Annotated in this window: 24 protein-coding genes; 15 read left to right on the top strand and 9 right to left on the bottom strand. The window is 72.4% G+C overall.

Features of this window, described 5'->3' with window-relative positions; genetic code table 11:
• The first annotated feature begins 9 nt into the window (after positions 1–9).
• The 7 genes from ACZ7EG_RS30790 to ACZ7EG_RS30820 all read left to right on the top strand — a co-directional run bounded on the left by ACZ7EG_RS30790 (position 10) and on the right by ACZ7EG_RS30820 (position 9,369).
• Positions 10–1,299, top strand: a complete 1,290-nt coding sequence (locus ACZ7EG_RS30790) for an MFS transporter (protein WP_471085962.1) — start codon at positions 10–12, stop codon at positions 1,297–1,299.
• A 100-nt stretch (positions 1,300–1,399) separates the two neighbouring features.
• Entirely contained in the window at positions 1,400–1,987 is a 588-nt protein-coding gene (locus ACZ7EG_RS30795; RefSeq protein WP_471085965.1) for a hypothetical protein, read from the top strand.
• Positions 1,988–2,549: 562 nt separating this feature from the next.
• Positions 2,550–3,626, top strand: coding sequence for a class F sortase (locus tag ACZ7EG_RS30800; RefSeq protein WP_471085968.1), 1,077 nt, complete (start codon positions 2,550–2,552; stop codon positions 3,624–3,626).
• A gap of 196 nt (positions 3,627–3,822) precedes the next feature.
• Entirely contained in the window at positions 3,823–5,157 is a 1,335-nt protein-coding gene (locus tag ACZ7EG_RS30805) for an ABC transporter ATP-binding protein (RefSeq protein ID WP_471085971.1), read from the top strand.
• A gap of 146 nt (positions 5,158–5,303) precedes the next feature.
• Positions 5,304–6,692: an aldehyde dehydrogenase family protein gene (locus ACZ7EG_RS30810; protein ID WP_471085974.1), complete on the top strand. Its 1,389-nt coding sequence runs from the start codon at positions 5,304–5,306 to the stop codon at positions 6,690–6,692.
• Positions 6,693–6,713: 21 nt separating this feature from the next.
• Entirely contained in the window at positions 6,714–7,796 is a 1,083-nt protein-coding gene (locus ACZ7EG_RS30815) for a Zn-dependent alcohol dehydrogenase (protein WP_471085977.1), read from the top strand.
• 193 nt (positions 7,797–7,989) lie between these two features.
• Positions 7,990–9,369: an MFS transporter gene (locus tag ACZ7EG_RS30820; RefSeq protein WP_471085980.1), complete on the top strand. Its 1,380-nt coding sequence runs from the start codon at positions 7,990–7,992 to the stop codon at positions 9,367–9,369.
• On the opposite strand, the gene ACZ7EG_RS30825 is transcribed toward ACZ7EG_RS30820, so the two are convergent.
• From ACZ7EG_RS30825 to ACZ7EG_RS30835, 3 genes are all read right to left on the bottom strand, one after another.
• Positions 9,358–10,320, bottom strand: a complete 963-nt coding sequence (locus ACZ7EG_RS30825) for a DMT family transporter (protein ID WP_471085983.1) — start codon at positions 10,318–10,320, stop codon at positions 9,358–9,360. The two genes, ACZ7EG_RS30820 and ACZ7EG_RS30825, sit on opposite strands and share 12 nt — an antisense overlap.
• A gap of 111 nt (positions 10,321–10,431) precedes the next feature.
• Positions 10,432–11,142: an ArsR/SmtB family transcription factor gene (locus tag ACZ7EG_RS30830; RefSeq protein ID WP_471085986.1), complete on the bottom strand. Its 711-nt coding sequence runs from the start codon at positions 11,140–11,142 to the stop codon at positions 10,432–10,434.
• A 57-nt stretch (positions 11,143–11,199) separates the two neighbouring features.
• Positions 11,200–11,841, bottom strand: a complete 642-nt coding sequence (locus ACZ7EG_RS30835) for a TetR/AcrR family transcriptional regulator (RefSeq protein ID WP_471085989.1) — start codon at positions 11,839–11,841, stop codon at positions 11,200–11,202.
• Positions 11,842–11,923: 82 nt separating this feature from the next.
• On the opposite strand from ACZ7EG_RS30835, the gene ACZ7EG_RS30840 reads away from it, so the two are divergent.
• The gene (locus tag ACZ7EG_RS30840) at positions 11,924–13,075 is read left to right on the top strand and encodes an acyl-CoA dehydrogenase family protein (protein WP_471086485.1); all 1,152 of its coding nucleotides are present in this window, start codon (positions 11,924–11,926) and stop codon (positions 13,073–13,075) included.
• A gap of 63 nt (positions 13,076–13,138) precedes the next feature.
• Positions 13,139–13,510 carry a VOC family protein gene (locus ACZ7EG_RS30845; protein ID WP_471085992.1) on the top strand — a complete coding sequence of 124 codons (372 nt, stop codon included), beginning with the start codon at positions 13,139–13,141 and terminating at the stop codon, positions 13,508–13,510.
• Between the two features lie 200 nt (positions 13,511–13,710).
• Here the strand turns inward: ACZ7EG_RS30845 and ACZ7EG_RS30850 are convergent, their stop codons facing one another.
• Complete coding sequence (locus ACZ7EG_RS30850) at positions 13,711–14,181, bottom strand: DUF6234 family protein (RefSeq protein WP_471085995.1); 471 nt, start codon at positions 14,179–14,181, stop codon at positions 13,711–13,713.
• 138 nt (positions 14,182–14,319) lie between these two features.
• Between ACZ7EG_RS30850 and ACZ7EG_RS30855 the strand changes: the two genes are divergently transcribed.
• Both ACZ7EG_RS30855 and ACZ7EG_RS30860 read left to right on the top strand, forming a co-directional pair.
• Entirely contained in the window at positions 14,320–14,565 is a 246-nt protein-coding gene (locus ACZ7EG_RS30855; RefSeq protein WP_104778598.1) for a YiaA/YiaB family inner membrane protein, read from the top strand.
• Positions 14,566–14,635: 70 nt separating this feature from the next.
• Positions 14,636–15,271 carry a TetR/AcrR family transcriptional regulator gene (locus tag ACZ7EG_RS30860; protein WP_471085999.1) on the top strand — a complete coding sequence of 212 codons (636 nt, stop codon included), beginning with the start codon at positions 14,636–14,638 and terminating at the stop codon, positions 15,269–15,271.
• Positions 15,272–15,290: 19 nt separating this feature from the next.
• Here the strand turns inward: ACZ7EG_RS30860 and ACZ7EG_RS30865 are convergent, their stop codons facing one another.
• On the bottom strand, positions 15,291–15,752 hold the full coding sequence (locus tag ACZ7EG_RS30865) for a MaoC family dehydratase (protein WP_471086487.1): 462 nt from the start codon (positions 15,750–15,752) through the stop codon (positions 15,291–15,293).
• A gap of 110 nt (positions 15,753–15,862) precedes the next feature.
• Here ACZ7EG_RS30865 and soxR point away from each other — a divergent pair, with 110 nt between their 5' ends.
• The gene (gene soxR, locus ACZ7EG_RS30870; RefSeq protein ID WP_471086002.1) at positions 15,863–16,330 is read left to right on the top strand and encodes a redox-sensitive transcriptional activator SoxR; all 468 of its coding nucleotides are present in this window, start codon (positions 15,863–15,865) and stop codon (positions 16,328–16,330) included.
• Between the two features lie 188 nt (positions 16,331–16,518).
• Here soxR and ACZ7EG_RS30875 read toward each other — a convergent pair whose 3' ends face one another.
• Positions 16,519–17,268, bottom strand: a complete 750-nt coding sequence (locus ACZ7EG_RS30875) for a 3-keto-5-aminohexanoate cleavage protein (protein ID WP_471086490.1) — start codon at positions 17,266–17,268, stop codon at positions 16,519–16,521.
• Positions 17,269–17,343: 75 nt separating this feature from the next.
• Entirely contained in the window at positions 17,344–17,946 is a 603-nt protein-coding gene (locus ACZ7EG_RS30880) for a hypothetical protein (RefSeq protein ID WP_471086005.1), read from the bottom strand.
• 263 nt (positions 17,947–18,209) lie between these two features.
• Here ACZ7EG_RS30880 and ACZ7EG_RS30885 point away from each other — a divergent pair, with 263 nt between their 5' ends.
• Positions 18,210–21,008: a penicillin acylase family protein gene (locus tag ACZ7EG_RS30885; protein ID WP_471086008.1), complete on the top strand. Its 2,799-nt coding sequence runs from the start codon at positions 18,210–18,212 to the stop codon at positions 21,006–21,008.
• A 20-nt stretch (positions 21,009–21,028) separates the two neighbouring features.
• On the opposite strand, the gene ACZ7EG_RS30890 is transcribed toward ACZ7EG_RS30885, so the two are convergent.
• A complete protein-coding gene (locus ACZ7EG_RS30890; RefSeq protein WP_471086011.1) occupies positions 21,029–22,345 on the bottom strand; it encodes a serine-threonine protein kinase in 1,317 nt (438 codons plus the stop codon).
• A gap of 91 nt (positions 22,346–22,436) precedes the next feature.
• Positions 22,437–23,672, bottom strand: a complete 1,236-nt coding sequence (locus tag ACZ7EG_RS30895; protein WP_471086013.1) for an exo-beta-N-acetylmuramidase NamZ family protein — start codon at positions 23,670–23,672, stop codon at positions 22,437–22,439.
• A gap of 197 nt (positions 23,673–23,869) precedes the next feature.
• Here ACZ7EG_RS30895 and ACZ7EG_RS30900 point away from each other — a divergent pair, with 197 nt between their 5' ends.
• Positions 23,870–24,643 carry an SDR family oxidoreductase gene (locus tag ACZ7EG_RS30900; RefSeq protein ID WP_471086016.1) on the top strand — a complete coding sequence of 258 codons (774 nt, stop codon included), beginning with the start codon at positions 23,870–23,872 and terminating at the stop codon, positions 24,641–24,643.
• Complete coding sequence (locus ACZ7EG_RS30905; protein WP_471086019.1) at positions 24,640–26,304, top strand: class I adenylate-forming enzyme family protein; 1,665 nt, start codon at positions 24,640–24,642, stop codon at positions 26,302–26,304. The genes ACZ7EG_RS30900 and ACZ7EG_RS30905 overlap by 4 nt, the downstream gene beginning before the upstream one ends.
• The last annotated feature ends 6 nt before the right edge of the window (positions 26,305–26,310 follow it).

Genomic DNA, 26,310 nt, shown 5'->3' on the forward strand with positions numbered 1-26,310 from the left:
GACGTCAACGTGAGGCCCGGTGGGAACCGCGGCTGGCTGCTCCGCCTCGTCATCGCCTTCGCCTTCGCGCAGGGGGCGGTGTCGATGGCCCGGCCCGCCGTCTCCTACCGGGCCCTCGCGTTGGGCGCGGACGAGCGCGCTGTCGGTGTCATCGCCGGTGTGTACGCGCTGCTGCCCCTGTTCGCCGCCGTGCCCCTGGGCCGCCGCACGGACCACGGCCGCTGCGCGCCCCTGCTGCCGGTCGGCGTGGTGCTCATAGCCGGCGGCTGCGCCCTCAGCGGCGTGGCGGGCTCCCTGTGGACGATGGCCTTGTGGAGCGGGGTGATGGGCCTCGGGCACCTGTGCTTCGTCATCGGCTCCCAGTCCCTGGTCGCCCGCCAGTCCGCGCCGCACGAACAGGACCGCAACTTCGGCCACTTCACCATCGGCGCCGCCCTCGGCCAGCTGGTCGGCCCGGTCGCCGCGGGCGCGCTGATCGGCGGTGAGGACATGGCGGGCAGCAGCGCGCTCGCCCTGATCGTGGCGGGCGCGACCGCGGCGGTCGCGTTCACCTCGCTGTGGCGCATCGAACATCGCCGTACGGCGTCCCCGTCCGGCGCGGACAAGGGGGCCCGGGTCCCGGTCCGCGGCATCCTGCGCACCCGTGGGGTGCCTGCGGGCATTCTCATCAGCCTGGCCGTGCTGTCCGCGACCGACATCCTGACCGCCTACCTGCCGGTGGTCGGCGAGCACCGGGGCATCGCGCCGTCCGTGATCGGCATCCTGCTGAGTCTGCGCGCCGCGGCGACGATCGCCTGCCGCCTGGTGCTGACGCCCCTGCTGCGGCTCCTCGGCCGGCCCCTGCTGCTGACGCTCACCTGTCTGCTGGCGGCCCTGCTGTGCGCGGGCATCGCCGTGCCGGTGCCGGTGTGGGCGCTCGGGCTGCTGCTGGTCGCGCTCGGCTTCTGCCTCGGGGTCGGTCAGCCGCTGTCCATGACGACGGTCGTCCAGGCGGCCCCCGACGACGCCCGTTCCACGGCCCTGGCCCTGCGCCTGACCGGCAACCGGCTCGGCCAGGTCGCCGCGCCCGCCGCGGCCGGGCTGATCGCCGGAGTCGCGGGTGTGGCGGCGCCGTTCGTGATGCTCGGGGTGCTGTTGCTGCTGTCCGCCGGGGTCGCCGTGCGGTCGCCGCGGGAGCCGGATGAGCGGGGTGAAGCGCCGGACGGGGCCGATGAGCCGGAGAAGTCGGGTGGTGAGGGCCGTGGGGGGCGGAGGTCTCTCGGGCGCGGGGCGACGCTGCGCCGGAAGAGCGATATCTGACGCGTCGTAGGGCGGTGCTGCGGCCTTTTCGGCGGTGAGGTGACAGAGAGTCAGGTGACGAGGCGTTTGTATGTAAATCATCTGACTTGGAGGCATGTTCATGCCCGTCGTACCCCTCGCGCGCCGCGCCGGCACCCGCACCGCCGTCATCGCCGCCCTCACCCTCGCAGGGACCACCCTGAGCGGGATGTCCGCCGTCGCCGCTCCCATCCCGGGGGACAACGGAGACGTCAAGATCCACGCCAGCACGACGGCCGCGGTCAATCAGCGCAACGACCCGAAGGTCTGCGACTTCTACCTCGCCGCGTTCAACTTCGACGCGGGTGAGCAGATCAACTGGACCATCCAGACCCAGCCCGAGGTCCCGGGCGGCGCCACGCGCACGGGCAGCTTCGTCGCCGACCCGACCGGCATGGGCCGCACCGAGGCCGTCGATCTGCCCAACGGGCAGTACAAGCTGACGTGGCTCACCGACCAGGCCCACGGCGCCGGCAAGTTCAAGGTGTTCAAGGTCGACTGCCCCACCTCCAAGCCGACGACGCCGGTCGGCGGCCCGCCCGCGGGCGGTGGCGGCATCGCCCGCGGAGAGGCCTTCACGCCGGTCACCGGCGCGGCCGCGGTCGGCCTGGCCGCCGTCGCCGGGACGGTCTGGTTCCGGCTCCGTCGCCGCTCCGATGGCGCCGCGTAGGCCGGGTTCCGCGGATGGTTCCGCCCGGCCGGGCCGGGACGGGGGCGCGCTCGGGTCCGACACCGGGGCGGTGAGGCGGCGGGGAGGCGGTTCCGGTTCCGGCGCCGCCTCGGCGGTTCGGCGTGGGGCTGGTTCCGGTTCCGGCGATGTGCCGTGGGTTCGGCGTGGGGCCGGTTCCGGTTCCGGCGCCGTGCCGTCGGGGCGGCGTAGGGGCGGCACCGGGTCCGGAGCGGCTCCAGGGGGCCGGCGCGGCACCACAGGCCCCGGAGCCCGGCCCGGCTCAGGGCCTGCCGACGCTCCGGTCGTTCGGCGCAGGGGCGAGGCGGGCCCCGGTCGAGTGCCGTCGGGGCGGCGCGGGACCGGCCATGACGATGTCCGAGAGCTTCGGCGCGGGGCCGGACGTGCTGCGGTCCCGGTGGTCCGGCGTGCTTCCGGCTCGGGCAGCGGCGCCGTCCCGGCGAGGCGGTACGCGGCACCCGGCGGCGTGCCCGGGGGGTGGCCCGGGCGCTCGCGCAGGCCCTGGTACCGGACACGTGCCTACCGGCTGACGCGGACGATCGTGATGGCCGTCTCGCTGCTGGTGGTGGCCGGGGTCTGCTGGGACCGGGGGGAAGAGCCCGGCGCGACGACGGTCACGGCCGCGCCGCCGGACTTCACCACGGCCGCCCACCCGGCCGGCCCCGGCACGGCCGACCGGCCGTCGGGCACGGGCAGGGGTACTGGCACAGGCACAGGCCCGGGCACGAGTGACCGCCCGGCCGGCGCCGACAAGGGCACGGCCGCCCTGCCGGGTCCCACCCCCACGGGCAACGCCGCCCTGCCGGGCACCTCCGGCACGGGCAAGACCGCCGCGCCCGGCGCCCCCGGAGCCGCTGCCCTCCCGGCCGGCCCCGCCAACCTCGACCCCGGTCCCCGCACCGGCCCGGCCGAGGCTCCCGCATCCGCCAGGACACCGGCTCGCACCCCCGGCTCCCGCACGCCGGGCCCCACCCCCTCCGGAGTCCGCAGCCCCGGCCCCGCCACCCCCGGGAGCCGCGCCCCAGGGGCCGGTGCCCCAGGGCTCCGCGGAGCCAAGCCCGCCACGCCCCCCGGCCGACCCGCGGGCACCACCCAGCGTCGCGCTCCCGAGCCCGCCGCACCCGCCCTCCGGAAGCCCCACCCGCCGGCAGGCCTGCACCCCCTGCCCCGTTCCCGGGCCACTCGTCTCCTCATCCCCTACCTCGGCCTCGACGCCCCGGTCATGGACCTGGGCCTCGACCGCGACCGTCGCCTCACCGCCCCGCCGGACGACGACCCCAAGCTCGTCGGCTGGTACCGGCCCGGCGCCTCGCCCGGCGAGCGGGGCACCGCCGTGGCCGTCGGGCATCTGGACACCGACAGCGGCCCCGCCGTCTTCGCGGGGCTGGCCGAGCTGAAGCGGGGCCGGATCATCAAGGCCCGGCGCGCCGATGGGCGGACGGCCGTCTACACGGTCGACAGGATCAAGTCGTACGAGAAGGCGCACTTCCCGAGCCAGGAGGTGTACGGCGCCCGGGGCCGCCCCGAGCTGCGGCTGATCACCTGCGGCGGCAGTTACGACCGCAGGAAGGGCTACTCCGGGAACCTGGTCGTCTTCGCCCATCTCACCGGCATCCGCTGATCCGGTCCGGTCCGGCTGACGGCCGGGCCGGGCCGCCCGCCTTCTCACCAGATGGACCGAAGCCCCCGATCTCGCCCGATGTCTTCCCCCGACCGCGTACATTCCGTTAACTTCCGTGACTCACAGCCCCGTACGACCCGCACGGGGCTTCCGACCGCGGAGCACCATCGCCCTGATGACCTCTCGGGGGCCCCTCATGACACGCGCCATCTCCCTGCACGACGTGAGCAAGGCCTACCCGCGGGGTCCCCGTGTGGTGGACCGGCTGACGCTGGACATCGCGCCCGGCGAGTTCCTCGTGCTGCTCGGCCCGTCCGGCTGCGGCAAGTCGACCGTGCTCCGAATGATCGCCGGGCTGGAGGAGATCGACGAGGGCCGGCTGCTGCTCGACGGCCAGTACGCCAACGACCTGCCGCCGTCCGGCCGGGACATGGCGATGGTCTTCCAGAACTTCGCCCTCTACCCGAACATGACCTCCCGCGACAACATCTGCTTCCCGCTGCGCATCGAGTCCCCGGGTGCGGACCATCGCCCCCGGGTGGACGCCACCGCCCGCATGCTGGGCATCGAGGACCTCCTGGACCGTCTGCCCGGGCAGCTGTCCGGCGGTGAGCGCCAGCGGGTCGCGATGGGCCGGGCCATCTCCCGCCACCCCTCCGCCTTCCTGATGGACGAGCCGCTGTCCAACCTCGACGCCAAGCTCCGCACCCGTCTGCGGGCCGAGATCTCCCGGCTCACCCAGGAGCTGGGCGTCACCACGATCTACGTCACCCACGACCAGGCCGAGGCCATGTCGCTCGGCGACCGGGTCGCGGTGCTGCGCGGCGGTGTGCTGCAGCAGGTCGACAGCCCCCGCGTGGTCTACGCGCTGCCCGGCAACGTCTTCGTCGCCGCGTTCATCGGCACCCCGCGCATCAACCTGCTGCGCGGCCTGGTGCGCGCCCCGCTCGACGGGGCGATGACCATCAGCCTGGGCAAGCAGTTCCTGCGCCTGCCGGAGCCGCTCTCCCTCGACCACCAACTCTTGCGCGTCCAGCAGGGCCGCGAGGTCATCGTCGGCCTGCGCTCGGAGGCCGTCCGGATCGCCAACCACAGCGCTGCCCGCCCCGGCGAGGTGCCGATCACCGGCCTGGTCGAGCACGTGGAGTTCCAGGGGCACGAGATCCTCGTCCACTTCGACACCGGCTCCAGCCCGGCCGTCGTCCCCGAACTGGAGGCCGCGCGCCCCCGCCCCGGCCGCCCCGCCCGGCGGCGCCGCGACGGCTCGGTCCTCACGCGGCTGCGGGAGCGGTCCGGAGCCGGACGGGCCGGACCCGTGATCGCCCTGGACCGTCCCGAGGACGCACAGCGGACCGTGACCGCCGACGCCCGCCTGCCCGGGGACCTGATCGTCCGTACCACCCCGGACCTGGCGCTGCGTCACGGCATGCAGGTGCCGCTCCTCGTGGACCTCGCCCACCTCTTCGTCTTCGACCGGCACGGCGACCGCATCTGCCCGCATCCGGCGCGGCTGCCCGACCTGGGGGAGTGAGGAGCCGCACCTTCGGGCGGGACCCGCGCCGTGCTGTGATGGCCCTGCGGCATCCGGGTCCCGGCACCCCGGGACGTCTGGCGCGAGAAAACTATCGCCGCTAGTTTATGTGTCGGACGACGACGCCCCGCCCCGGAGGAAGCGCGATGAAGGCACACGACGGCATGTACATCGACGGCGCCTGGCGCCCCGCCGCCGGCCAGGACGTGATCGAGGTCGTGAACCCCGTCGACGGGCAGGTCATCGGCACCGTCCCCGCGGGCACCGCCGAGGACGTCGACACCGCCGTACGGGCCGCCCGCGCCGCTCTCCCCGGCTGGGCGGCCACCCCGCCGGCCGAGCGGGCGGTGCGGCTCTCCGCCCTCCGGGACGTGCTCGTGGCCCGCGCCGACGAGATCGCCGAGACGGTCACGGCCGAACTCGGCTCGCCCCTGAAGTTCTCGCAGGCCGTCCACGCGGGCGTGCCGATCGCGGTGGCGGGCTCGTACGCGGAGCTGGCGGCGACGTACGCCTTCGAGGAGAGGACCGGCAACTCGGTCGTGCACCACGAGCCGGTCGGTGTCGTGGCCGCGATCACGCCCTGGAACTACCCCCTGCACCAGATCGTCGCCAAGGTCGCCCCGGCCCTCGCGGCGGGTTGCACCGTCGTGGTGAAGCCCGCCGAGGACACCCCGCTGGTGGCCCGGCTCTTCGCCGACGCCGTGCACGAGGCGGGCATCCCGGCGGGCGTCTTCAACCTGGTCACCGGCCTCGGCCCGGTCGCCGGCCAGGCCCTCGCCGAGCATCCCGGTGTCGACCTGGTGTCCTTCACCGGCTCCACCGCCGTCGGCCGGCAGATCGCCGCGATCGCCGCCGGGCAGGTCAAGAAGGTCGCCCTCGAACTGGGCGGCAAGTCGGCCAACGTCATCCTCCCGAGCGCCGACCTGGCCAAGGCGGTCAACGTCGGGGTCGCCAACGTCATGTCCAACTCCGGCCAGACGTGCAGCGCCTGGACGCGGATGCTGGTCCACCGCGACCAGTACGACGAGGCGGTCGAGCTCGCCGCCGCTGCCGCCGCCAAGTACGGCGACCGCATCGGCCCGGTCGTCAACGCCAAGCAGCAGGACCGGGTACGCGGTTACATCGAGAAGGGCGTCGCGGAGGGCGCCCGCCTGGTCGCCGGCGGCCCCGAAGCCCCGCGCGAGGAGGGCTACTTCGTCAGCCCGACCGTCTTCGCCGACGTCACCGAGGACATGACCGTCGCACAGGAGGAGATCTTCGGCCCGGTCCTGTCGATCCTGAGGTACGAGGACGAGGAGGACGCCCTGCGGATCGCCAACGGCACCGTGTACGGCTTGGCCGGCGCCGTCTGGGCCGGTGACGAGGCCGAGGCGGTGGCCTTCGCGCGCCGGATGGAGACCGGCCAGGTCGACATCAACGGCGGCCGCTTCAACCCCCTCGCCCCCTTCGGCGGCTACAAGCAGTCCGGCGTGGGCCGCGAACTCGGCGTGCACGGCCTGGCCGAGTACCTCCAGACCAAGTCCCTTCAGTTCTAGCCCAGGGGAGTCCCTTCCGTCATGGCTGTCCGCGCCGCCGTCCTGCCCGCCGTCGGCTCCCCGCTGGAGATCACCGGCATCGACCTGCCCGACCCCGGCCCCGGCCAGGTCCGGGTCCGGCTCGCCGCCGCCGGGGTCTGCCACTCCGACCTGTCCCTCGCCGACGGCACCATGCGCGTGCCCGTCCCGGCCGTCCTCGGGCACGAGGGCGCCGGCACGGTCGTCGCCGTCGGCGAGGGGGTCGGCCATGTCTCGCCCGGCGACGGTGTCGTCCTCAACTGGGCCCCGTCCTGCGGCGCCTGTCACGCCTGCTCGCTCGGCGAGGTGTGGCTGTGCGCCAACGCCCTCAGCGGCGCGGCCGACGTCTACGCCCGCACCACCGAGGGCACCGACCTCCACCCCGGCCTGAACGTCGCCGCGTTCGCCGAGGAGACGGTCGTCTCCGCGTCCTGCGTCCTGCCGGTCCCGGACGGCGTCCCGCTGACCGACGCGGCCCTCCTCGGCTGCGCCGTCCTCACCGGCTACGGCGCCGTCCACCACGCGGCCCGGGTCCGGCCGGGCGAGACGGTCGCGGTGTTCGGCGTCGGGGGAGTGGGGCTCGCCGCCCTCCAGGCGGCCCGGATCGCGGGCGCGTCGAAGATCGTCGCGGTGGACGTGTCCGCCGAGAAGGAGGAGCTGGCCCGGACGGCCGGTGCCACCGACTACGTCGTCGCCTCCGACACCACCGCCCGCGAGATCCGCGGCCTCACCGGCAAGCAGGGCGTCGACGTCGCCGTGGAGTGCGCGGGCCGCGCGGTCAGCATCCGCACGGCCTGGGACTCCACCCGCCGCGGCGGCCGCACCACGGTCGTCGGCATCGGCGGCAAGGACCAGCAGGTCACCTTCAACGCCCTGGAGATCTTCCACTGGGGCCGCACCCTCTCCGGCTGCGTCTACGGCAACTCCGACCCGGCCAAAGACCTCCCGGTCCTGGCCGAGCACATCCGGGCGGGCCGCCTCGACCTGAGCGCGCTGGTCACGGAACGCATCTCCCTGGACGGCATCCCGTCGGCCTTCGAGAACATGCTGGCGGGCAAGGGCGGCCGGGCCCTGGTCGTCTTCTAGCCCCGGCTCTCCGCTGCCCCGGCCTCCTCGCGAGGCCGGGGCCTTCGGCGTGCCCGGGCCCGCGATCGATGCCAAGTGCAGGTAAAAGTCCTGGTGCACGACCCGTTGACGTCCATACCGTCCGGTCAGTACGTTCCCCGGAACTCGAGCCACCCCCCGTTCCGTCCCCCGCACCCCCCGGAGTGTGCACCACATGGACACGGCACCTTCCGCTCAGCCCGTCACCACCACGCCCGCCGTCGGCAACCGACGCCGGGTGGCCACCGCGGCGGCGCTCGCCTCGGCCGTCGAGTGGTACGACTACTTCGTCTTCGGCATCGCCGCCGCCCTCGTGCTCGGCGATCTCTACTTCCCCGCCGGCAGCGCCACGGCGGGCGTTCTCGCCTCGTTCGCGACCTTCGCCGTCGGCTTCCTCGCCCGGCCCATCGGCGGCGTCGTCGCCGGCCACCTCGGCGACAAGCGGGGCCGCAAGCCGATGCTGGTCCTCGCCCTCGCCCTGATGGGCGTGTCCACGACCGCCATCGGCCTGCTGCCGACGTACGAGACGATCGGCGTGGCCGCCCCGATCCTGCTCGTCCTGTTCCGGGTCGCGCAGGGCGTCGCCGTCGGCGCCCAGTGGGGCGGCGCGATGCTCCTGGCCACCGAGTACGCCCCGGAGGGCAAGCGCGGTGTCTACGGCAGTGTCGTCCAGCTCGGCGTCCCCATCGGCGTGGTCACCGCCAACACCGTCTTCCTGCTGGCCGGCGCGCTCACCAGCGACTCGGCGTTCGCGGCCTGGGGCTGGCGGGTGCCGTTCCTGGTCGGCCTGCTGGTCCTCGCCCTGGCCTGGTACATCCACACACGCGTCGAGGAGACCCCGGCGTTCCGGGAGGCCGAACGGGCGCTCGCCGAGAAGGAGAAGTCCGAGCAGAGCTCGCCGCTGCGCACGATCCTGCGCGGTCACCTGGGCACGGTGTTCCTGGCCGGCGGCTCCTTCGCCGTGAACACCGCCACCTTCTACATCCTCATCACGGGCGTCCTGGACTACACGACCCGGGAACTGGACATGAAGAAGGGCCCGGTGCTCATGGTCTCGCTCTGTGTCAGCCTCACCCAGCTCGTGCTGATCCCGGCCGCCGCAGCCCTCTCCGACCGCGTGGGCCGCATCCGCATCTACGCCTTCGGAGCGGTCGGCATCGCCCTGTGGGCAGTGCCGCTCTTCCTGCTGATCGACACCGGCTCGCTGCTGTGGCTCGCGGTCGGCACGTTCGTCGCGAGCTGTTTCCTGAGCATCATGTACGGCCCCCAGGCCGCCCTGTTCGCGGAGCTGTTCACGCCCGAGATGCGCTACACCGGCGCCTCCCTCGGCTACCAGATCGCGGCCGTGGCGGGCGGCGGGCTCGCGCCCTTCGTGATGGTGCTGCTGCTGGAGGCGACCGGCACCTCGATGGCCGTGTCCGGCTACATCGTCGTGCTCTCGGTGATCGCCCTGGTGTCGATCAAGATCCTCGCGGACCGGGCGCGCGCGGCCGAAGCGCAGGCCGCGCCGGAGACGAAGGCCCAGCCGGAGACGCAGGCCGAGTCAGCGGGCTGAGTCCGGGGCCTCCTCGGGCAGTGGCTCCGGAACCGCTCCCGGGACCACTGTCCGGGCCGCCGCACGCGACCGCGACCGGGACACCGCCACGCCCGCCAGGCACAGCACACCGCCGACCAGCGTGAGCAGCCCCGGCACCTCCCCGAGGAACAGCCAGGACATCAGCACGACCAGTGCGGGTGCCGCGTACGTCGTCGCGCCCATCCGGCTCGCGGTCGTCCGGGACAGGGCGTACGCCCAGGTCGTGAAGGCGAGGGCGGTCGGGAAGACGCCCAGATAGACCATGTTGAGCGTCGCGGCGGCGGGCGCCGCGGCGGCCTCGTGCACGAGCTGCCCGGCGAACGGCAGGCACAGCACCGCGCCGACCAGGCACCCGAACGTCGTCACCTGCAACGGGCTCGCCGTGCCCAGCGCCGGCTTCTGCGCCACGACGCCGGCTGCGTACGTGATCGCCGCCAGCAGGCACAGCACCACCCCGAGCACCGAGGAACCACCCTCGCCCGACATCGACAGGCCCACCGTCACGGCACCGGCGAACGACACGGCCATCCCGGCCAGCAGCCGCGGCGGCATCGGGTCACCGAGCAGCCGGGCACCGAGCAGCGCGATGAGGATCGGCCCGGTGTTCACGACCAGGGCGGCCGTTCCCGCGTCGACCTGCTGCTCGCCCCAGTTCAGGACGACCATGTAGCAGCCGAACCACAGCACGCCCGATATCGCGATCCCGCGCCAGGCGGAGCGCGGCGGCAGCCCCTCCCGCCGCAGCAGGCAGATCACTCCCAGCGTCAGCGCCCCGGCCAGCAACCGCCCGAGCGCAAGGGCGCCCGGTGAATAGGCGTCACCCGCGCTGCGGATCGAGACGAAGGCCGAGGCCCACAGCACGACGGTCACCGCGGCCGCACCGGCGGCCGGCAGCTCCGCGCGGCGGGCGGGGAGGGGGGAGTCGATCATCGTGCCTCCGAGGCTAGGGGGAGCGGAAGGGCGAACGCTCGCGGTTTTCGGGCCGGGTGTTCAGGGCTGTCCGGCGGGGGGGTGTCGGCAGGTCCGGGCCGGCTTCGGGGCTCAGCGCAGCGCCGTCGCCGCCACGCCCAGCAGGTCGAAGAGGGCCCGTTCGCCGGCCGCCGTCACCTTCACGGCCCGCTCGGAGCCGATGCGCACGCACCACCCCGCGTCCAGGGCGTGCCGGCACAGCGCCGCGCCCGCGACGCCCGCGAGGTGAGGACGGCGTTCGGTCCAGTCGAGACAGGCCCGGGCCAGAGGACGCCGGCTCCGCCGCTCCAGGCCGATCCCGGCCGAGGCGAACCACGCCAGCCCCGCGTCGGTGAGCGCGAACCCCGTTTCCTGCTCCAGCAGGCCGCGCGCCGTCAGCGCGTCGGTGACCGCGATGCCGAGCCGCCCGGCGAGATGGTCGTAGCAGGTACGGCCCCGGGCCATCGCCGAGCCGGCGCTGGACTCCCGCAGATTCCGCGGCCGTACGGCCGTGCCCGGCGAGACCTGGGCGGCCAGGTCCTCCACCAGCTGGGCGACCCGCGCGTCGGCCAGCCGGACGTACCGGTGCCGGCCCTGCCGCTCCTCGGCGAGCAGTCCGCCCGCGACGAGCCGGCCCAGGTGCTCGCTCAGCGTCGACGCGGCCACGCCCGCGTGCCGTGCCAGCTCGCTCGCGGTCCAGGCCCGTCCGTCGAGCAGCGCCAGCAGGCACGCGGCCCGGGTCTCGTCCGCGAACAGCGCGGCGAGCCGGGCCAGGGCCGTCGCCTGCGGGTCCCTCGTGGTCATGCCCCCAGCATGGAACACGGACAGTTCGGCCGGCGCCGAAGTGTCCGTGGCGTGGCCCTACGCCGTGCGCCGCACCTGCTCGTACTGCTGCGCCAGCCCGTCCAGCAGGGCCGTCAGACCGGTCTCGAAGGCCCTCTCGTCGATCTTCTCCTGCTGTTCGGCCAGGAGGTGGGCCTGCTGGAGATGGGGGTAGTCGGCGGGGTCGTAGGCGCTCGCGTCGTCCACGAAGCCCCCGGCGAAGGAGCCGAGGGCGGAGCCCATCACGAAGTACCGCATCAGCGCGCCGATGGAGGTGGCCTGTGCCGGCGGCCAGCCCGCGGCGACCATGGCGCCGTAGACGGCGTCCGCGAGGCGCAGTCCGGCGGGGCGGCGGCCCGGGCCGCGGGCCAGCACCGGGACGATGTTCGGGTGGTCGCGCAGCGCGGCCCGGTAGGAGAGGGCCCAGTCGTGCAGTGCGGTCCGCCAGTCCCGGCCGTCCTGGAACATCGACAGGTCCACCTGGCCGCTCACCGAGTCGGCGACCGCCTCCAGGATCTCGTCCTTGGTGCGGAAGTGGTTGTACAGCGAGGGCCCGCTGACGCCCAGTTCGGCGGCGAGCCGCCGTGTGGAGACGGCGGCCAGCCCTTCCGCGTCCACGAGCGCACGGGCCGTCTCGATGATCCGGTCGGTGCTGAGCAGGGGCTTGCGCGGTCGGGCCATGGCGCACATAGTAGGGCTGCACCGAGAAACTAGCAGTGCTAATTTAAATCTACACTTACGGCCTTCAGTGGAGTGACCTGTGGTGAACCTGGAGCTCAGCGAGGAGCAGAGCGCCGTCCGGCAGCTCGCGCGGGAGTTCGTGGAGCGCGAGATCACCCCGTACGTCGTCGCCTGGGACCGTGCCGAGGAGGTCGACCGGGCAATCGTCAAGAAGCTGGGCGAGGTCGGCTTCCTGGGTCTGACGATCGACGAGGAGTACGGCGGCTCCGGCGGTGACCACCTCGCGTACTGCCTGGTCACGGAGGAGCTGGGCCGGGGCGACTCGTCCGTGCGCGGCATCGTCTCCGTCTCCCTCGGACTCGTCGCCAAGACCGTCGCCGCCTTCGGGAGCGAAGAGCAGAAGCGGCGCTGGCTGCCCGGACTGACCTCCGGCGCGGCGGTCGGCTGCTTCGGCCTCACCGAACCGGGCACGGGTTCGGACGCGGGCAACCTCACGACCCGGGCGGTGCGGGACGGCGACGACTACGTCCTCAACGGCACCAAGATGTTCATCACCAACGGCACCTGGGCCGACGTCGTCCTGCTCTTCGCCCGCTCCACGGACGCCCCCGGCCACAAGGGCGTCTCCGCCTTCCTCGTCCCCACCGACACGCCCGGCCTGACCCGCCGCAGCATCCACGGCAAGCTCGGGCTGCGCGGCCAGGCCACGGCCGAACTCGTCCTGGAGGACGTGCGCGTACCCGTCTCCGCCCTGCTGGGGGAGGAGGGCAGGGGCTTCTCGATCGCCATGTCGGCCCTCGCCAAGGGCCGGATGTCGGTCGCCGCGGGCTGCGTGGGCATAGCCCAGGCCGCCCTGGACGCGGCCGTGCGGTACGCGGGGGAGCGCGAGCAGTTCGGCAGGACCATCGCCCACCACCAGCTCGTCCAGGAGTTGCTCAGCGACATCGCCCTGGACGTCGACGCGGCCCGGCTGCTGACCTGGCGGGTCGCCGACCTGATCGACCGGGGGCGGCCGTTCGCCGTGGAGTCGTCCAAGGCCAAGCTGTTCGCCTCGGAGGCCGCCGTCCGCGCCGCGAACAACGCGCTCCAGGTCTTCGGCGGCTACGGCTACATCGACGAGTACCCGGTGGGCAAGCTGCTGCGGGACGCCCGGGTGATGACCCTCTACGAGGGCACGAGCCAGATACAGAAGCTGGTCATCGGACGGGCGCTGACGGGCGTCTCGGCGTTCTGAGCATGTCGAGGCGGGCTGGGGCTGCCGTTCGACCCGCTCGCGGCCAGTGGCAGAGTGAGCCGGATGATCGGACGCCTGTACGCCGTTGTCATCGACTGTCCCGACCCGGATGAACTCGCCGGTTTCTACGAGAAGCTGCTGTCGCTCTCACGGCAGGCGGACACCGGCGACTTCGTCGTGCTCCAGGACACGGCGGGCGCCCCGGTGGTCGCCTTCCAGCGGGTGGACGGCTTTCGCGCGCCTCGGTGGACGGATTCCGCGCGGCCTCAGCAAATGCACCTCGACGTGATGGTCACGGACCTCGATACCGCTGAGGCCCAGGTGCTCGCCCTCGGCGCGACGCTGCTGGATGGCTCGGACAAGCCGATCGGTTACCGCGTCTACCAGGACCCCGTCGGCCATCCCTTCTGCCTGATCACTCCCGAGGGAGCCTGACCCTTGTGTCTGCGGGGCATCCTCCACACGCACGTAGCCCATGCCCCCGGATCGGTGGCCGCCCTCTGGTGCGCGGGCGTGGTCGACCAGCAGGGAAGGCTTGGCGTGCCGTCCGCGGAAGGGGGGCATGGCTTCCCTCCTCGTCCCGAGGAAGCAGTTGTGGCTGTGCGCCCTGTGCTGTGGAGCCCCAGCCGCTGGCCCTACCGGTCGGCTCCGGGGTCCGATGAGGCGCAGGGCGACCCGTCCCTTGCCGGGCACGCGGGCGGCGGAGACGGGTGGGCGCGCTCATATTGCTCGTGCCAGGCAGTCATCGCGAAGATCAGGGCTATCGCCGCGATGAGCAGTTGGACGGCTCCTGCGTAGGGGTGTGCCGAGCGCAGGAAGACCACGGCGACCAAGAGCACGCCCAGTGCGAACCCGCCGAGCCAGAGGACCGGTGTCCAATCCATCGTGGGTGCCACAGTCTGCTCATCCGCGCGGCCCCATCCCCGGATGCCCAACATCAGCCCCAGCAGGACGGCGACCGGGACTTCGATGAGCAGCACGATCAGACTGATGCAGCCACCCGCGAACCCGTCGCCTCGCGAAACTGAAGGCTCGCCGGGCCGGCAATCCGTCGTCGGCGGGTGCGGATTCGGCTCGAAGCTCATGGCCATACGTTCGAAGGCCATGCCGTTCGCTGCACTGCGGTTCACCGGGTCGCAACCGAGTCGTGTCCGAGCCGAACACCACCTGCTGTCACAAGCTGAGTATGCGTCTGAGTACCTCGGCGGATGTGGCGCGGGCCACGTCCGCCGATGCTTTCCCCCATGAGTGACACACCGGGCAAACAGCAGAACACGGCCGCCTTCTACGGCCAGGCCGTCGCCTCCTTCGCCGTCGCCATGGCGGCCACGGCCATCGGCATCTACCAGTTGAGCGCCGACGCCTGGGTGCGGGCCTTCCTCGCCATCGCCGTCCTGTACCTGGTCACGTCATCCTTCACCCTGGCCAAGGTGATCCGGGACCGGCAGGAGGGGGCGGCTCCCTCGTACACCCCCTTCGAAAAGCGCTGAGCGGCCACACTAAGCGCTCGCTCACCTTCGGCGGTATGGTGTTGCTCCTGCCAGTGGAGAGGGGCGAGCGATGAGTACGGCCAAGGAGACGGCCGGCGGCGAGGCGCAGGCGTGGGGCGAGGTCACGCCCGACGCGGCGCGGCGGCTGCTGGTCGCCGCGGTGGAGGCCTTCGCCGAGCGTGGCTACCACGCCACGACGACCCGGGACATCGCGGGCCGCGCCGGGATGAGCCCGGCCGCGCTCTACATCCACTACAAGACCAAGGAAGAACTGCTGCACCGCATCAGCAGGATCGGGCACGAGAAGGCCCTGGAGATCCTGCGGGTGGCGTCCCGGCGGGAGGGCACCCCCACCGAGCGGCTCGCCGACGCGGTCAGCTCCTTCGTGCGCTGGCACGCCGGCGGCCGTACCACCGCCCGCGTCGTGCAGTACGAACTCGACTCGCTGGGGCCCGACGCCCGCGCCGAGATCCTCGCGCTGCGCCGCAAGGTCGACGGCGAGGTGCGCGGGATCATCGAGGAGGGCGTGCGGTCGGGCGAGTTCGACGTCATCGACGTGCACGGCACGACACTGGCCGTGCTGTCCCTCTGCATCGACGTGGCGCGGTGGTTCAGCGTCGGCGGGCCCCGGACGCCGGAGGAGGTCGGCGAGTTGTACGCCGACCTCGTGCTGCGGATGGTCGGAGCCCAGGGCCCGACGGCCTGAGGGTCGCCTTGCCCCGGTCTCAGAAGTAGTAGCGCGCCACCGACTCGGCGACGCAGACCGGCTTGTCGCCGCCCTCGCGCTCCACGCTGAAGGCGACGGCCACCTGGACGCCGCCGGGTACCTCGTCGACGGCACTGATCGTCGCGGTGGCGCGCAGCCGGGAGCCCACGGGGACCGGGGCGGGGAAACGCACCTTGTTCGTGCCGTAGTTGACGCCCATCTTCACGCCCTCGACGGCGATCAGCTGCGGCCCGAAGAGGGGCAGCAGGGACAGGGTCAGGTAGCCGTGCGCGATGGTGGTGCCGAACGGGCCCGCGGCGGCCTTCTCCGCGTCGACGTGGATCCACTGGTGGTCACCGGTGGCCTCCGCGAAGAGGTCGATCCGCTTCTGGTCGATGTCGAGCCAGTCGGTGTACCCCAGTTGTTCGCCCACCGCCGACTTCAGGTCGTCGACGGACGTGAAGATCCTCGGCTCTGCCATGTCTTCCAGGCCTCTCATGTGCGGGGAGTCTGCGCGCTCATATATCTAAGCGACTGCTTAGCATGGTCGGCCGCGGTGACTGTGTCAACGGACTCGGTAGGGTTCGCGGGGTGCACCGGATTCCAGAGAAGATCCACGAGCTCACGGTCGGCCAGCTCGCCGCGCGCAGCGGCGCCGCCGTCTCCGCCCTGCACTTCTACGAGTCCAAGGGCCTGATCAGCAGCCGCCGGACCGCGGGCAACCAGCGCCGCTACTCCCGCGACACGCTGCGCCGGGTCGCGTTCATCAGGGCCGCGCAGCGGGTCGGCATCCCCCTGGCCACGATCCGCGAGGCGCTCGCGGAGCTCCCCGAGGAGCGCACGCCCACCCGGGAGGACTGGGCCCACCTGTCCGAGACCTGGCGCACCGAACTGGAAGAGCGCATCAAGCAGCTGAACCGCCTGCGGGATCACCTCGCCGACTGCATCGGCTGCGGCTGCCTCTCCCTCGACACCTGCGTCCTGTCCAACCCGGACGACGCCTTCGGCGAACGGCTCACGGGGTCCCGCCTGATGGTCGACCGGGGCGGTCGGGGATAGCCGCTGTCCCGGCTTGCCCCGTGCCCCGTCAGGCGGACTTGCCCAGTGTCCCGTCAGGCGGAAGGGCGCCCTGCGGCGTGAGGGAGTCGCTGCTCATGTGCCGGGCCGACACGCGCGGTTCGACCCCCGGCTCGGTCCCTTGCCCCGTCCGGTCGGAGGCGGGCCCTGCGGCGTGAGGGAGCCGCTGCTCATGTGCCGGGCCGACACCCCCGCTTCGGCCCCCGGCTCGCCCCGTACTCCGTCAGTCCGGCCGCGATCAACTGCCCGTTGGACCGGGCTCGTCGGCCGTCCGGCAGGACGAGGACGTCCTCCAGCCCGACCCGCGTGGCCAGGCCCAGCCGGCCCGCGAGGCGCAGCACCGGCCAGGCGCCCCCGTCCTCGCCGTGCAACAGGACCGGGCGTCCGTGCGCGGCACCGAGGGCGGACAGCAGCGCCCGTGCGGCGCAGACGGCGCCCGGCGGGTCCGTCTCCGTCACCTCCGCCAGAACCCTCAGCACCCTCGGCCCGAGCGGCGAGGCGGCGAACCGCTCCGCCCCGTCGGTCCCGGACCAGATCCCGGCCTCCACGCCCACCCCGAGCTCCATGAGCAGTGCGGCCGTCTCCTCCGCCCCCGGCTCGTGCCAGTTGACCGAGGCGTGGTCGGGCAGCACGGTCCAGCCGCGTATGCGCTCCAGCCGGGCGGCGGGGTCGGGCTCCGCCCACGCGCCCGTGGTCACACCGACCGGCACCGGCACCCGCGCCCGGATCGCCGACAGCGTCGTGGCGAGCACCCGCGGCGACAGCGTGTCCCGCCCGCAGGGCGTCTTGGGATGGACGTGGAGGTCCGTCGCCCCGGCGGCCACGGCCCCGGCGGCCGAGTCGGCCATCGACTCGGGTGTCAGCGGCACGGCCGCACCGTCAGCGGCCGTCCGCGAACCGTTCAGGCACACCTGCATCATGCCGTCGATGGTGCCAGTCACCACCGACAGTGGGGGTGCGGCATCCCCGGCGCACCCCCCGCGCACCCGCATCCGTCAAGCCGGCACCAACAACCTCGTCCGCCTGGCGCAGGCCAGGGCCTCGGGCGTGAGCACGGGACGCGGCACCAGGATTCCGCAGTCCGCGCAGACCGGACCGGACGAGGGTTCGTGGTCCAGGTCGTACCTCCAGAAGAGCTGCTCGCCGCCGCACACCGGGCACGCCGAGCCCGGCTCGCGCTCCAGCGCGGCGATCAGCCGGCGCAGCACCTCGGCCAGCGGTTCACGGGGATGGACCGCCGGGTCGTCGCACCACGCCACGCCGAAACCGCCCCAGGTCAGCCGGTGCCAGTCGTCCACACTGCCCGGCCTGCGCAGTCCGTCGTGCTTCTCCTTCCTGCGGCGCTCGGCGAACTCGACCTCGTAGGCCAGCCAGACCGCCCGCGCCTCCTCCAGCTCGTCCAGTGCGGCCACGAGCCGCACCGGATCGGGGGAGCGGTCTTCCGGACCGAACCCCGCCCGGGAGCAGAGATGGTCCCAGGTCGCCCTGTGCCCGTAAGGGGCGAACCTCTCAAGGCACTTACGCAGCGAATAGCGCCGCAGGGCCAGATCGCACCGCGGATCGCGGACCTGTCTCGCCAGACTCCGGAAACCGGCCATCGTCCTGCACCTCCGTCACACCTGCACCTGTAATCCGGTCACTTCGGCGTCGTCGTACGGACGTCGCCGAATAGACGTATCGACAAGCGAATCGGCTCCATCCGATTTCAAATGGCCTCCATAAGCGGCCCGAAGAGGCTCGCCAGTCGACTGCCGTGATCCATGTGTCTGTTGTGCTGACTTCGAAAAGTGACGCTTGTTCATCTTCAAGCCGGGGGATACCGGCGGTAACATCCGGCCCACCCCCGTCGGGAGGAGCCCCCATGCCACGGCGTGCCCCACGCACCGTTCTCGACAGAATGAGAACTCCCAGCGGAATCCCCGGGTTCCTGAAGACAGCATCGGTATGCACCCTGATCGCAGGTCTCTTGTCGCCGCTTGCCCCGGCTGCCGCATCGGAAACAGTGACCGCGCAGGCCATCGCCGCGGCGAACGACCACTGCGGCAACCAGTGTTCGGACATCCTCCCGCCCGGCCAGAACGGCAACGCCACCCTCGCCCAGATCCTCCTCAACCAGGCCTTCGGCACCCGGCCCGAGCACGCCGAGGACCAGATGGGCCCTTACGCCAACCTCGCCAAGGGCTACCCGTCCCTCACCAACGACAAGATCAACACCTTCTTCAACGACGCCTCCTTCGGGGTCCCCGCCGACCAGGTCGCCTCCACCGTCCGACCCGCCGGACGCAGTGACGTGACGATCGTCCGGGACAAGAAGACCGGTGTGCCGCACATCACCGGTACCACCCGATACGGCACGGAGTTCGGCGCCGGATATGCGGCAGCCCAGGACCGGCTGTGGCTGATGGACGTCTTCCGGCACGTCGGTCGCGGTCAGCTGACCTCCTTCGCGGGCGGTGCGCCCTCCAATCAGGGCCTGGAACAGCAGTTCTGGCGGCACGCCCCGTACAGCGAGGCCGATCTGCAGGCGCAGATCGACAACGCCGTCGCCACCAACGGCGAGCGCGGGCGACAGGCCCTCGCCGACGTCAAGGCCTACATCGACGGCATCAACTCCTACATCGACGCCTCCGACAGCGGGCGCACCTTCCCCGGTGAGTACGTACTCACCGGGCACAAGGACTCAGTCACCAATGCCGGCACGATCGAGCACTTCAAGATCACCGACCTGGTCGCGCTGGCCTCCGTCATCGGCGCGCTGTTCGGCTCGGGCGGAGGCGGCGAGGTGAACAACGCCCTCTCGCTCATGGCCGCCCAGGAGAAGTACGGCGTCACCGAGGGCACCAAGGTCTGGGAGTCCTTCCGGATGCGCAACGACCCGGAGGCCGTCCTCACCCAGCACGACGGCAGCTTCCCCTACGGCACCAAGCCGGCCGACCCGCAGGGCGCCGCCCTGCCCGACGCCGGCTCGGTGGAGCCCGAGCCGCTCGTGTACGACCGCACCGGCAGCGCCGCGACGGCCGCCGCGACCGGCGCGTCCGGCACAGCGGCGAAGGACGCCCGGTCGTCCGCCAGGCGCGGCATGTCCAACGCCCTCGTGGTCAGCGGCAAGCACACGGCCAGTGGCCACCCCGTCGCCGTGTTCGGCCCGCAGACCGGCTACTTCGCCCCCCAGCTCCTCCTGCTCCAGGAGATCCAGGGCCCGGGCATCAGCGCCCGCGGCGCCTCCTTCGCCGGCCTGAGCATGTACGTCGAACTCGGCCGCGGCCAGGACTACGCCTGGAGCGCCACGACCTCCGGCCAGGACATCATCGACTCCTACGCGGTCGAGCTGTGCCAGGACGACTACCACTACCTGTACCGCGGCACCTGCACGCCGATGGAGAAGATCGAGCAGAAGAACGCCTGGAAGCCCACGGTCGCCGACGGCACCGCGGCCGGCTCGTACACCATGCGTGTCTGGCGCACGAAGTACGGACCCGTCGAGTACCGCGCGACGGTCGGCGGCAAGAAGGTCGCCTACACCACGCTGCGCTCGTCCTTCCTGCACGAGGCCGACTCCATCATCGGCTTCCAGATGCTGAACGACCCGGACCACGTCAAGGGCCCGGACTCCTTCCAGAAGGCCGTCCAGCACATCAACTACACCTTCAACTGGTTCTACGCCGACTCCGCGCACACCGCGTACTACAACAGCGGCGACAACCCGGTGCGCGCGGCCGGCGTCGACTCCGAGTTCCCGGCGTGGGCCCGGCCGGCCTACGAGTGGCGCGGCTGGGACCCGGCGACCAACACGGCCGACTACACCCCGCCGGCCGCCCACCCGAACTCCGTCGATCAGGACTACTACGTCTCCTGGAACAACAAGCAGGCCAGGGACTACACGACCGCGCCCTGGGGCAACGGCTCGGTGCACCGCGGCAACCTCCTGGAGGACCGGGTGAAGAGGCTGGTCCAGCAGGGCGGGGTGACCCGTGCGACCCTGGTGAAGGCCATGGCCGACGCCGGACTGGCCGACCTCCGGGCCGAGAACGTCCTGCCCGAGCTCCTGAAGGTCGTCACGAGCTCACCCGTCACCGACCCGGCCGCCGCGGCCGCCGTGAGCAAACTCCAGGCCTGGGCCGCCGCGGGCGGCAAGCGCACGGAGACCGCGGCCGGCTCCAAGAAGTACGCCGACGCCGACGCGATCCGCATCCTGGACGCCTGGTGGCCGCTCCTGGTCAAGGCCGAGTTCGAACCGGGCCTCGGCAGTGAGCTGTACGAAGCCGTCACGGCCAACCTCCCCGTCGACGAGTCCCCTTCGGCGGCACACGGCCCGACCGGCTCGCACGCGGGGAGCTCCTTCCAGTACGGCTGGTGGAGCTACGTCGACAAGGACGTCCGCGCGGTGCTCGGTGAGCAGGTGAAGGGGCCGCTCGCGAGGAAGTACTGCGGCGGCGGCAGCCTCGGTGCCTGCCGCGACACCCTCGTCAGCACCCTGAAGGAGGCGGCAGGCAGGACCGCGGCCCAGGTCTACCCCGGCGACGACGTGTGCTCGGCCGGCGACCAGTGGTGCGCCGACTCGATCAGCCACCGCACCCTCGGCGGCATCAAGCACGGCAAGATCAGCTGGCAGAACCGGCCGACCTACCAGCAGGTCGTGGAGTTCACCTCACACCGGTGAGGCACCGTCCTGGCAGCGGGTCAGCGAACGCGGCCCGCCGCCAGGACCAGCCGGGCCAGCTCCGCGTGCAGGATGTCACTGTGCGCACCGGCCGGCGGCCCACCCCGTCTGACCACGGCCGCCGCGTCGACGTTCACGCACCCCGTGGCCGGCAGCCGCGACTCCAGGGCTTCGGCGAGGGTGTACGCGCGCGTGCCCGGCACCGCCTGCACCCCGTCGTGACCCATCGCGCCCCACTTGGCGCCCAGGGCCCGCCCCAGGGCCGACTCGGCGGCCGACCGGCTGTCGCCCGCCATCCGCGAGGCCAGCGGGTACATCGTGCCCAGGGCCGCGTCATGCCGGGAGTGGCAGCACACCAAGGGCCCGTCGACACGGTTCTGCTGCCCTTGGAGCACCCCTCCGGCCCGGGCGTCGTGCGGCAGCCGGGCCGCGAACGCGTAGTGCGAGAAAGCCCCTTGGAGCAGCGTCACCGACTTCACCGTGCGCACGCCCTCGGGAAGTCCCCGCAGCGCGAACGACACCAGCCGCGCGCCGAAGCTGTGCCCGACCAGGTGCACCCGCACATGCGGGGCGGCCTTCGCGAGCTGCCCGACGACCCGGCCGAGCCCCCGCTCACCGACGGTCCCCGCGCGCCGCTTCATCGCGTAGTACGTCGCCTGCCGCAGCAGTTCGTGCGCACCGTCCCAGGGGTTGGGGAACCTGAACCCCCGCGGTGACCCGGACGCCTCGAACTCCGTCAGCGCCCGTGCGAACTCCTCGCAGGCCGCCGCCGAGGATCCGGCGAACATCTCCGGCTCGCTCTGCGGCACGCCCTCCGCGACCGTGTCCGCCGCGAACAGCGCCTGCGGCCCCGGCGCCACCACCTCCACCAGCGTCCGCACCAGCCGCCCGAACTCCTCCAGTTCGGCCTCCTCCGGCGGCTGCTGCTCCAGCAGCCGGGCGATCTGGTCGACCAGGATCGCCCGGCCCGGGAAGGTCTCCAGCAGCGCGTGCCGGGTGTCCTTGTCCAGCACCGGGCGCCCCGGCGGATCGGCCGCCACGGCCCGCGGGAAGTCCGGGATCGGCTCGTCGGCGAACCGCATCGCCGGCCACAGCACCCCGACGTACCCGATCCGCGCCGCCGGGGCCAGCCGCGGTACGGGCGCGAAGAAGCGGTCGCACAGGCGGGTCGCCCCGGAGCGGTCGTTGTTCCAGCCGTGCGCGAAGACGATCAGATCGCGCACGCCCCGCTCGGTCACCCCGGCGAGGAGCCGGTCGCGAAGGCGGCTCTCCGGGTCCCCGTCCGCGTCGAAGACCAGCTCCCAATAAGGAGCCACACTCATCGCCGGATCCGCCATGACAGGCCCCCTAGCCCCCGGTGACGCCACGATGTGGCGCATCGTCCCGCCAACGGGGGAGCTTGGCCATACGTCACGGGCGCATTCGGGCTCAGCGGTAGAGCAGGTACTTGCGCCGCGTCCTGCGGAAGGCCGCCAGGTCCTCCTGCCACCCGGCCACCACTTCGTCGGTGTGCGCACCCGCGTCGATCATCGTCCGCACCCGCGCGGAGCCGGTGAGCTTGTCGATCCAGTGGTCCGGGCGCCAGGCGAAACCGCTCCAGACCTGCTTGGCGGTGACGAGCAGGGCGATCCCCGTGCGGACCGGATCGAAGGCGGCCCGGTCGTGCACATGGACCTGCACACCGCCGATCGTCTTCCCCTGGAACTTCGAGAAGGTGGGCGCGAAGTACGCCTCCCTGAACCGCACGCCGGGCAGGGCGAGTTCGTTCGCCGCTGCCGCCCAGCGCCGGTCGACGCCCTCCGCGCCCAGCAGCTCGAACGGCCGGGTCGTGCCCCGGCCCTCCGACAGGTTGGTGCCCTCGAACAGGCATGTTCCCGAGTACACCAGGGCCGTCTCCGGCGTCGGCATGTTCGGACTGGGCGGCACCCAGGGCAGCCCGGAGGCGTCGTAGAACTCCGAGCGCTTCCAGCCCGACATCGTCACGGTCCGAAGCGGCACGGGCTCGGTCAGGAACTCCTCGTTGAACAGCCGCGCCAGTTCGGCGACGGTCATCCCGTGGGCCTGGGCGATGGGCTGCCGCCCGACGAACGTGGCGAATTCCCTGTGCAGCACCGGTCCCGACGCGGCCCGCCCCGTCACCGGGTTCGGCCGGTCCAGCACCACGAACCGCTTTCCGGCGAGCTGGGCGGCCTCCATGCAGTCGTAGAGGGTCCAGATGTACGTGTAGAAGCGGGCGCCGACGTCCTGGATGTCGAAGACGACCGTGTCGACGCCGGACGCGGTGAAGACGTCGGCGAGGGGCCGGCCGCTCTTGAGATAGGTGTCGTAGACGGGCAGGCCGGTCGCCGGGTCGTCGTAGCGGCCCTCGGAGCCGCCGGCCTGGGCGGTGCCGCGAAAGCCGTGCTCCGGGCCGAACACGGCCGTGAGATCGATCCGGTCGTCGGCGTGCATGACGTCGACGATGTGGCGGGCGTCGCCGGTGATGCCGGTGGGATTGGTGACGATGCCGACCTGCTGGCCGTCGAGCAGGGTGTAGCCGTCGTGGGCGAGCCGTTCGAAGCCGGTGCGCAGTCGCCCGCGGCGCCGGGCGGCGGACGCGGTGGATGTGGCTGATACGGCAGCCGCCGTGGCGGTGGTGATGACGGCTCGTCTGGAAGGGCGCATGCGGTGACCTCCTTGAGCGGGGACGGTCGGCATGGGCACGGTATGCGCTCCCGCGGGCCGTGGGGAGGCCGTGGGCTGCCCGTGGCTTGTCGCGCAGTGCCCCGCGCCTCTTTCAGTGGCGTTTCCGGCAGCCCTTCCCTGCTACATACCGACCGGTTAGTATGACGCCATTGCAGAGCCGCGACGACAGGAGACCGATGGTGGGAGCCTTTCAAGACGCCGGAGTGGTTGTCACGGGGGCCGGCGGCGGAATCGGGGCAGCGCTGGCCCGGCGGTTCGCCTCCGAAGGAGCCCGGGTCGTCGTCAACGACCTGGACGCCGAGCGGGCCGAGCGGATCGCGGACGAAGTCGGTGGCATCGCCGTGCCCGGTGACGCCTCCGCGATCGTCGGGGACGCCCGGGACGCACTCGGCGGCACCGTCGACGTCTACTGCGCCAACGCCGGTGTCGCCTTCGAGGGCGGGGCCGCCGACGGGCCGCTGGACGAGATGGCCTGGGCCGCCTCCTGGGACGTGAACGTGATGGCGCACGTCCGCGCCGCTCACGCGCTGCTGCCCGGCTGGCTGGCGCGCGGCAGCGGACGGTTCGTCTCCACCGTGTCCGCCGCCGGGCTGCTCACCATGATCGGGGCCGCACCCTACGCCGTCACCAAGCACGGCGCCCTCGCCTTCGCCGAGTGGCTGTCGCTGACGTACCGGCACCAGGGTGTGAAGGTCCACGCCATCTGCCCCCAAGGCGTGCGCACCGACATGCTCGCCGCCACGGGCAGTGCGGGCGACCTCGTGCTCCAGCCGACCGCGATCGAGCCGGAAACCGTGGCGGACGCGCTGCTGAAGGGCATCGAGGAGGACAGGTTCCTGATCCTGCCGCACCCTGAGGTCGCCGCCTACCATCAGGCCCGAGCCGGCGACCCCGACCGGTGGCTGTCCGGCATGAACCGCATCCAGCAGCAGTGGGAGGAGGCCCGGTGACCGGCTCGCGTTACGCCGCCAAGCCCTGGCTCGCCCTGCTCAGCGACGCCCAGAAGGGCGCGATCAGCCCCGCGGACTCCCTCGTGCACGCCCTGCGCCGGGCCGTGGCCGAGACACCCGGGAGCGACTTCCTGGCCTACTTCGACGGCCGGCTGACCTACCGGGAGGTCGACGAGCTCAGCGACTCCGTCGCCGGGCACCTCGCGGCGCGCGGTCTGCGGCGCGGCGACCGGGTCGCGGTGCTGCTGCAGAACTCCCCGCACTTTGTGCTCGCCCTGCTGGGCGCGTGGAAGGCGGGCGCGGTCGTCGTGCCGGTCAACCCGATGTACAAGTCGGGTGAGGTGGCGCATGTCCTGCGGGACGGCGAGGTCGCCGCGCTGATCTGTTCGGACCGGGCCTGGGAGTCGTATCTGCGCGAGACGGCGTCGGACTCGCCCGTGCGGATCGTGCTCACCGGATGCGAGCTGGACTTCCAGAGCCGCGGCGACGCGCGCGTGCTGACCTTCGAGCGCCTGCCGCAGGCCCCGGACGCCGACGACCTGGTGACCGTGGCGCGGGCCGGCCACAAGGCGCCCGAGGATCGTGATCCCGGCCCCTCGGACATCGCGCTGATCAGCTACACCTCGGGAACGAGCGGCACACCCAAGGGCGCCACCAACACGCACGGCAACATCATGTACAACGCGGAGCGGCAGCGCACCGGCCTCGGACTGCCGGAGCGGCCCGTCTACTTCGCGCTGGCGCCGCTGTTCCACATCACCGGCATGGTGTGCCAGTTCGGTGCCTGTCTGACCAGCGGCGGCACGCTCGTGCTGGCCTACCGCTTCGAGTCGGGCGTGGTGCTGGACGCCTTCGCCGAGCACCGTCCGCATTACACCGTGGGGCCGTCCACGGCTTTCATGGCGCTGGCCGCCCACCCCTCCGTCACCCCCGACCACTTCTCCTCCTTCCGGGTGATCTCCTCCGGCGGTGCCCCGCTGCCGCCCGCGCTGGTCGAGAAGTTCCGGGCCGGGTTCGGGCCGTACATTCGCAACGGCTACGGGCTGACCGAGTGCACCGCGCCCTGCGCCTCGGTGCCGCCCGGCCTGGAGGCGCCCGTCGACCCGGTGTCCGGGACCCTCGCCGTCGGACTGCCCGGCCCCGACACGGTCGTGCGGATCGTCGACGACGCCGGCGAGGAGGTGCCCTTCGGTGAGCAGGGCGAGATCGTCGTCAGCGGCCCGCAGGTCGTGCCCGGCTACTGGCGCCGCCCCGACGCCACCGCCGCCACGTTCCCCGGCGCCGAACTGCGCACGGGCGACATCGGCTTCATGGACGAACAGGGCTGGCTCTACGTCGTCGACCGCAAGAAGGACATGATCAACGCGTCCGGCTTCAAGGTGTGGCCGCGCGAGGTCGAGGACGTCCTCTACACACACCCGGCGGTGCGCGAGGCCGCCGTCGTCGGGGTGCCCGACGGGTATCGCGGGGAGACCGTCAAGGCCTACATCAGCCTGCGGCCGGACGCCGACACGGACCCGGATGCACTCGCCGCCTACTGCAAGGAGAGACTGGCCGCCTACAAATATCCGCGCCAGGTGGAGATCCTGCCGGACTTGCCGAAGACGGCCAGTGGGAAGATCCTCCGGCGGGAACTGCGTTCCCGTACGCAAGGCAACTGACAGCAG

It is taken from the genome of Streptomyces sp. NPDC037100 (genome assembly GCF_055606225.1).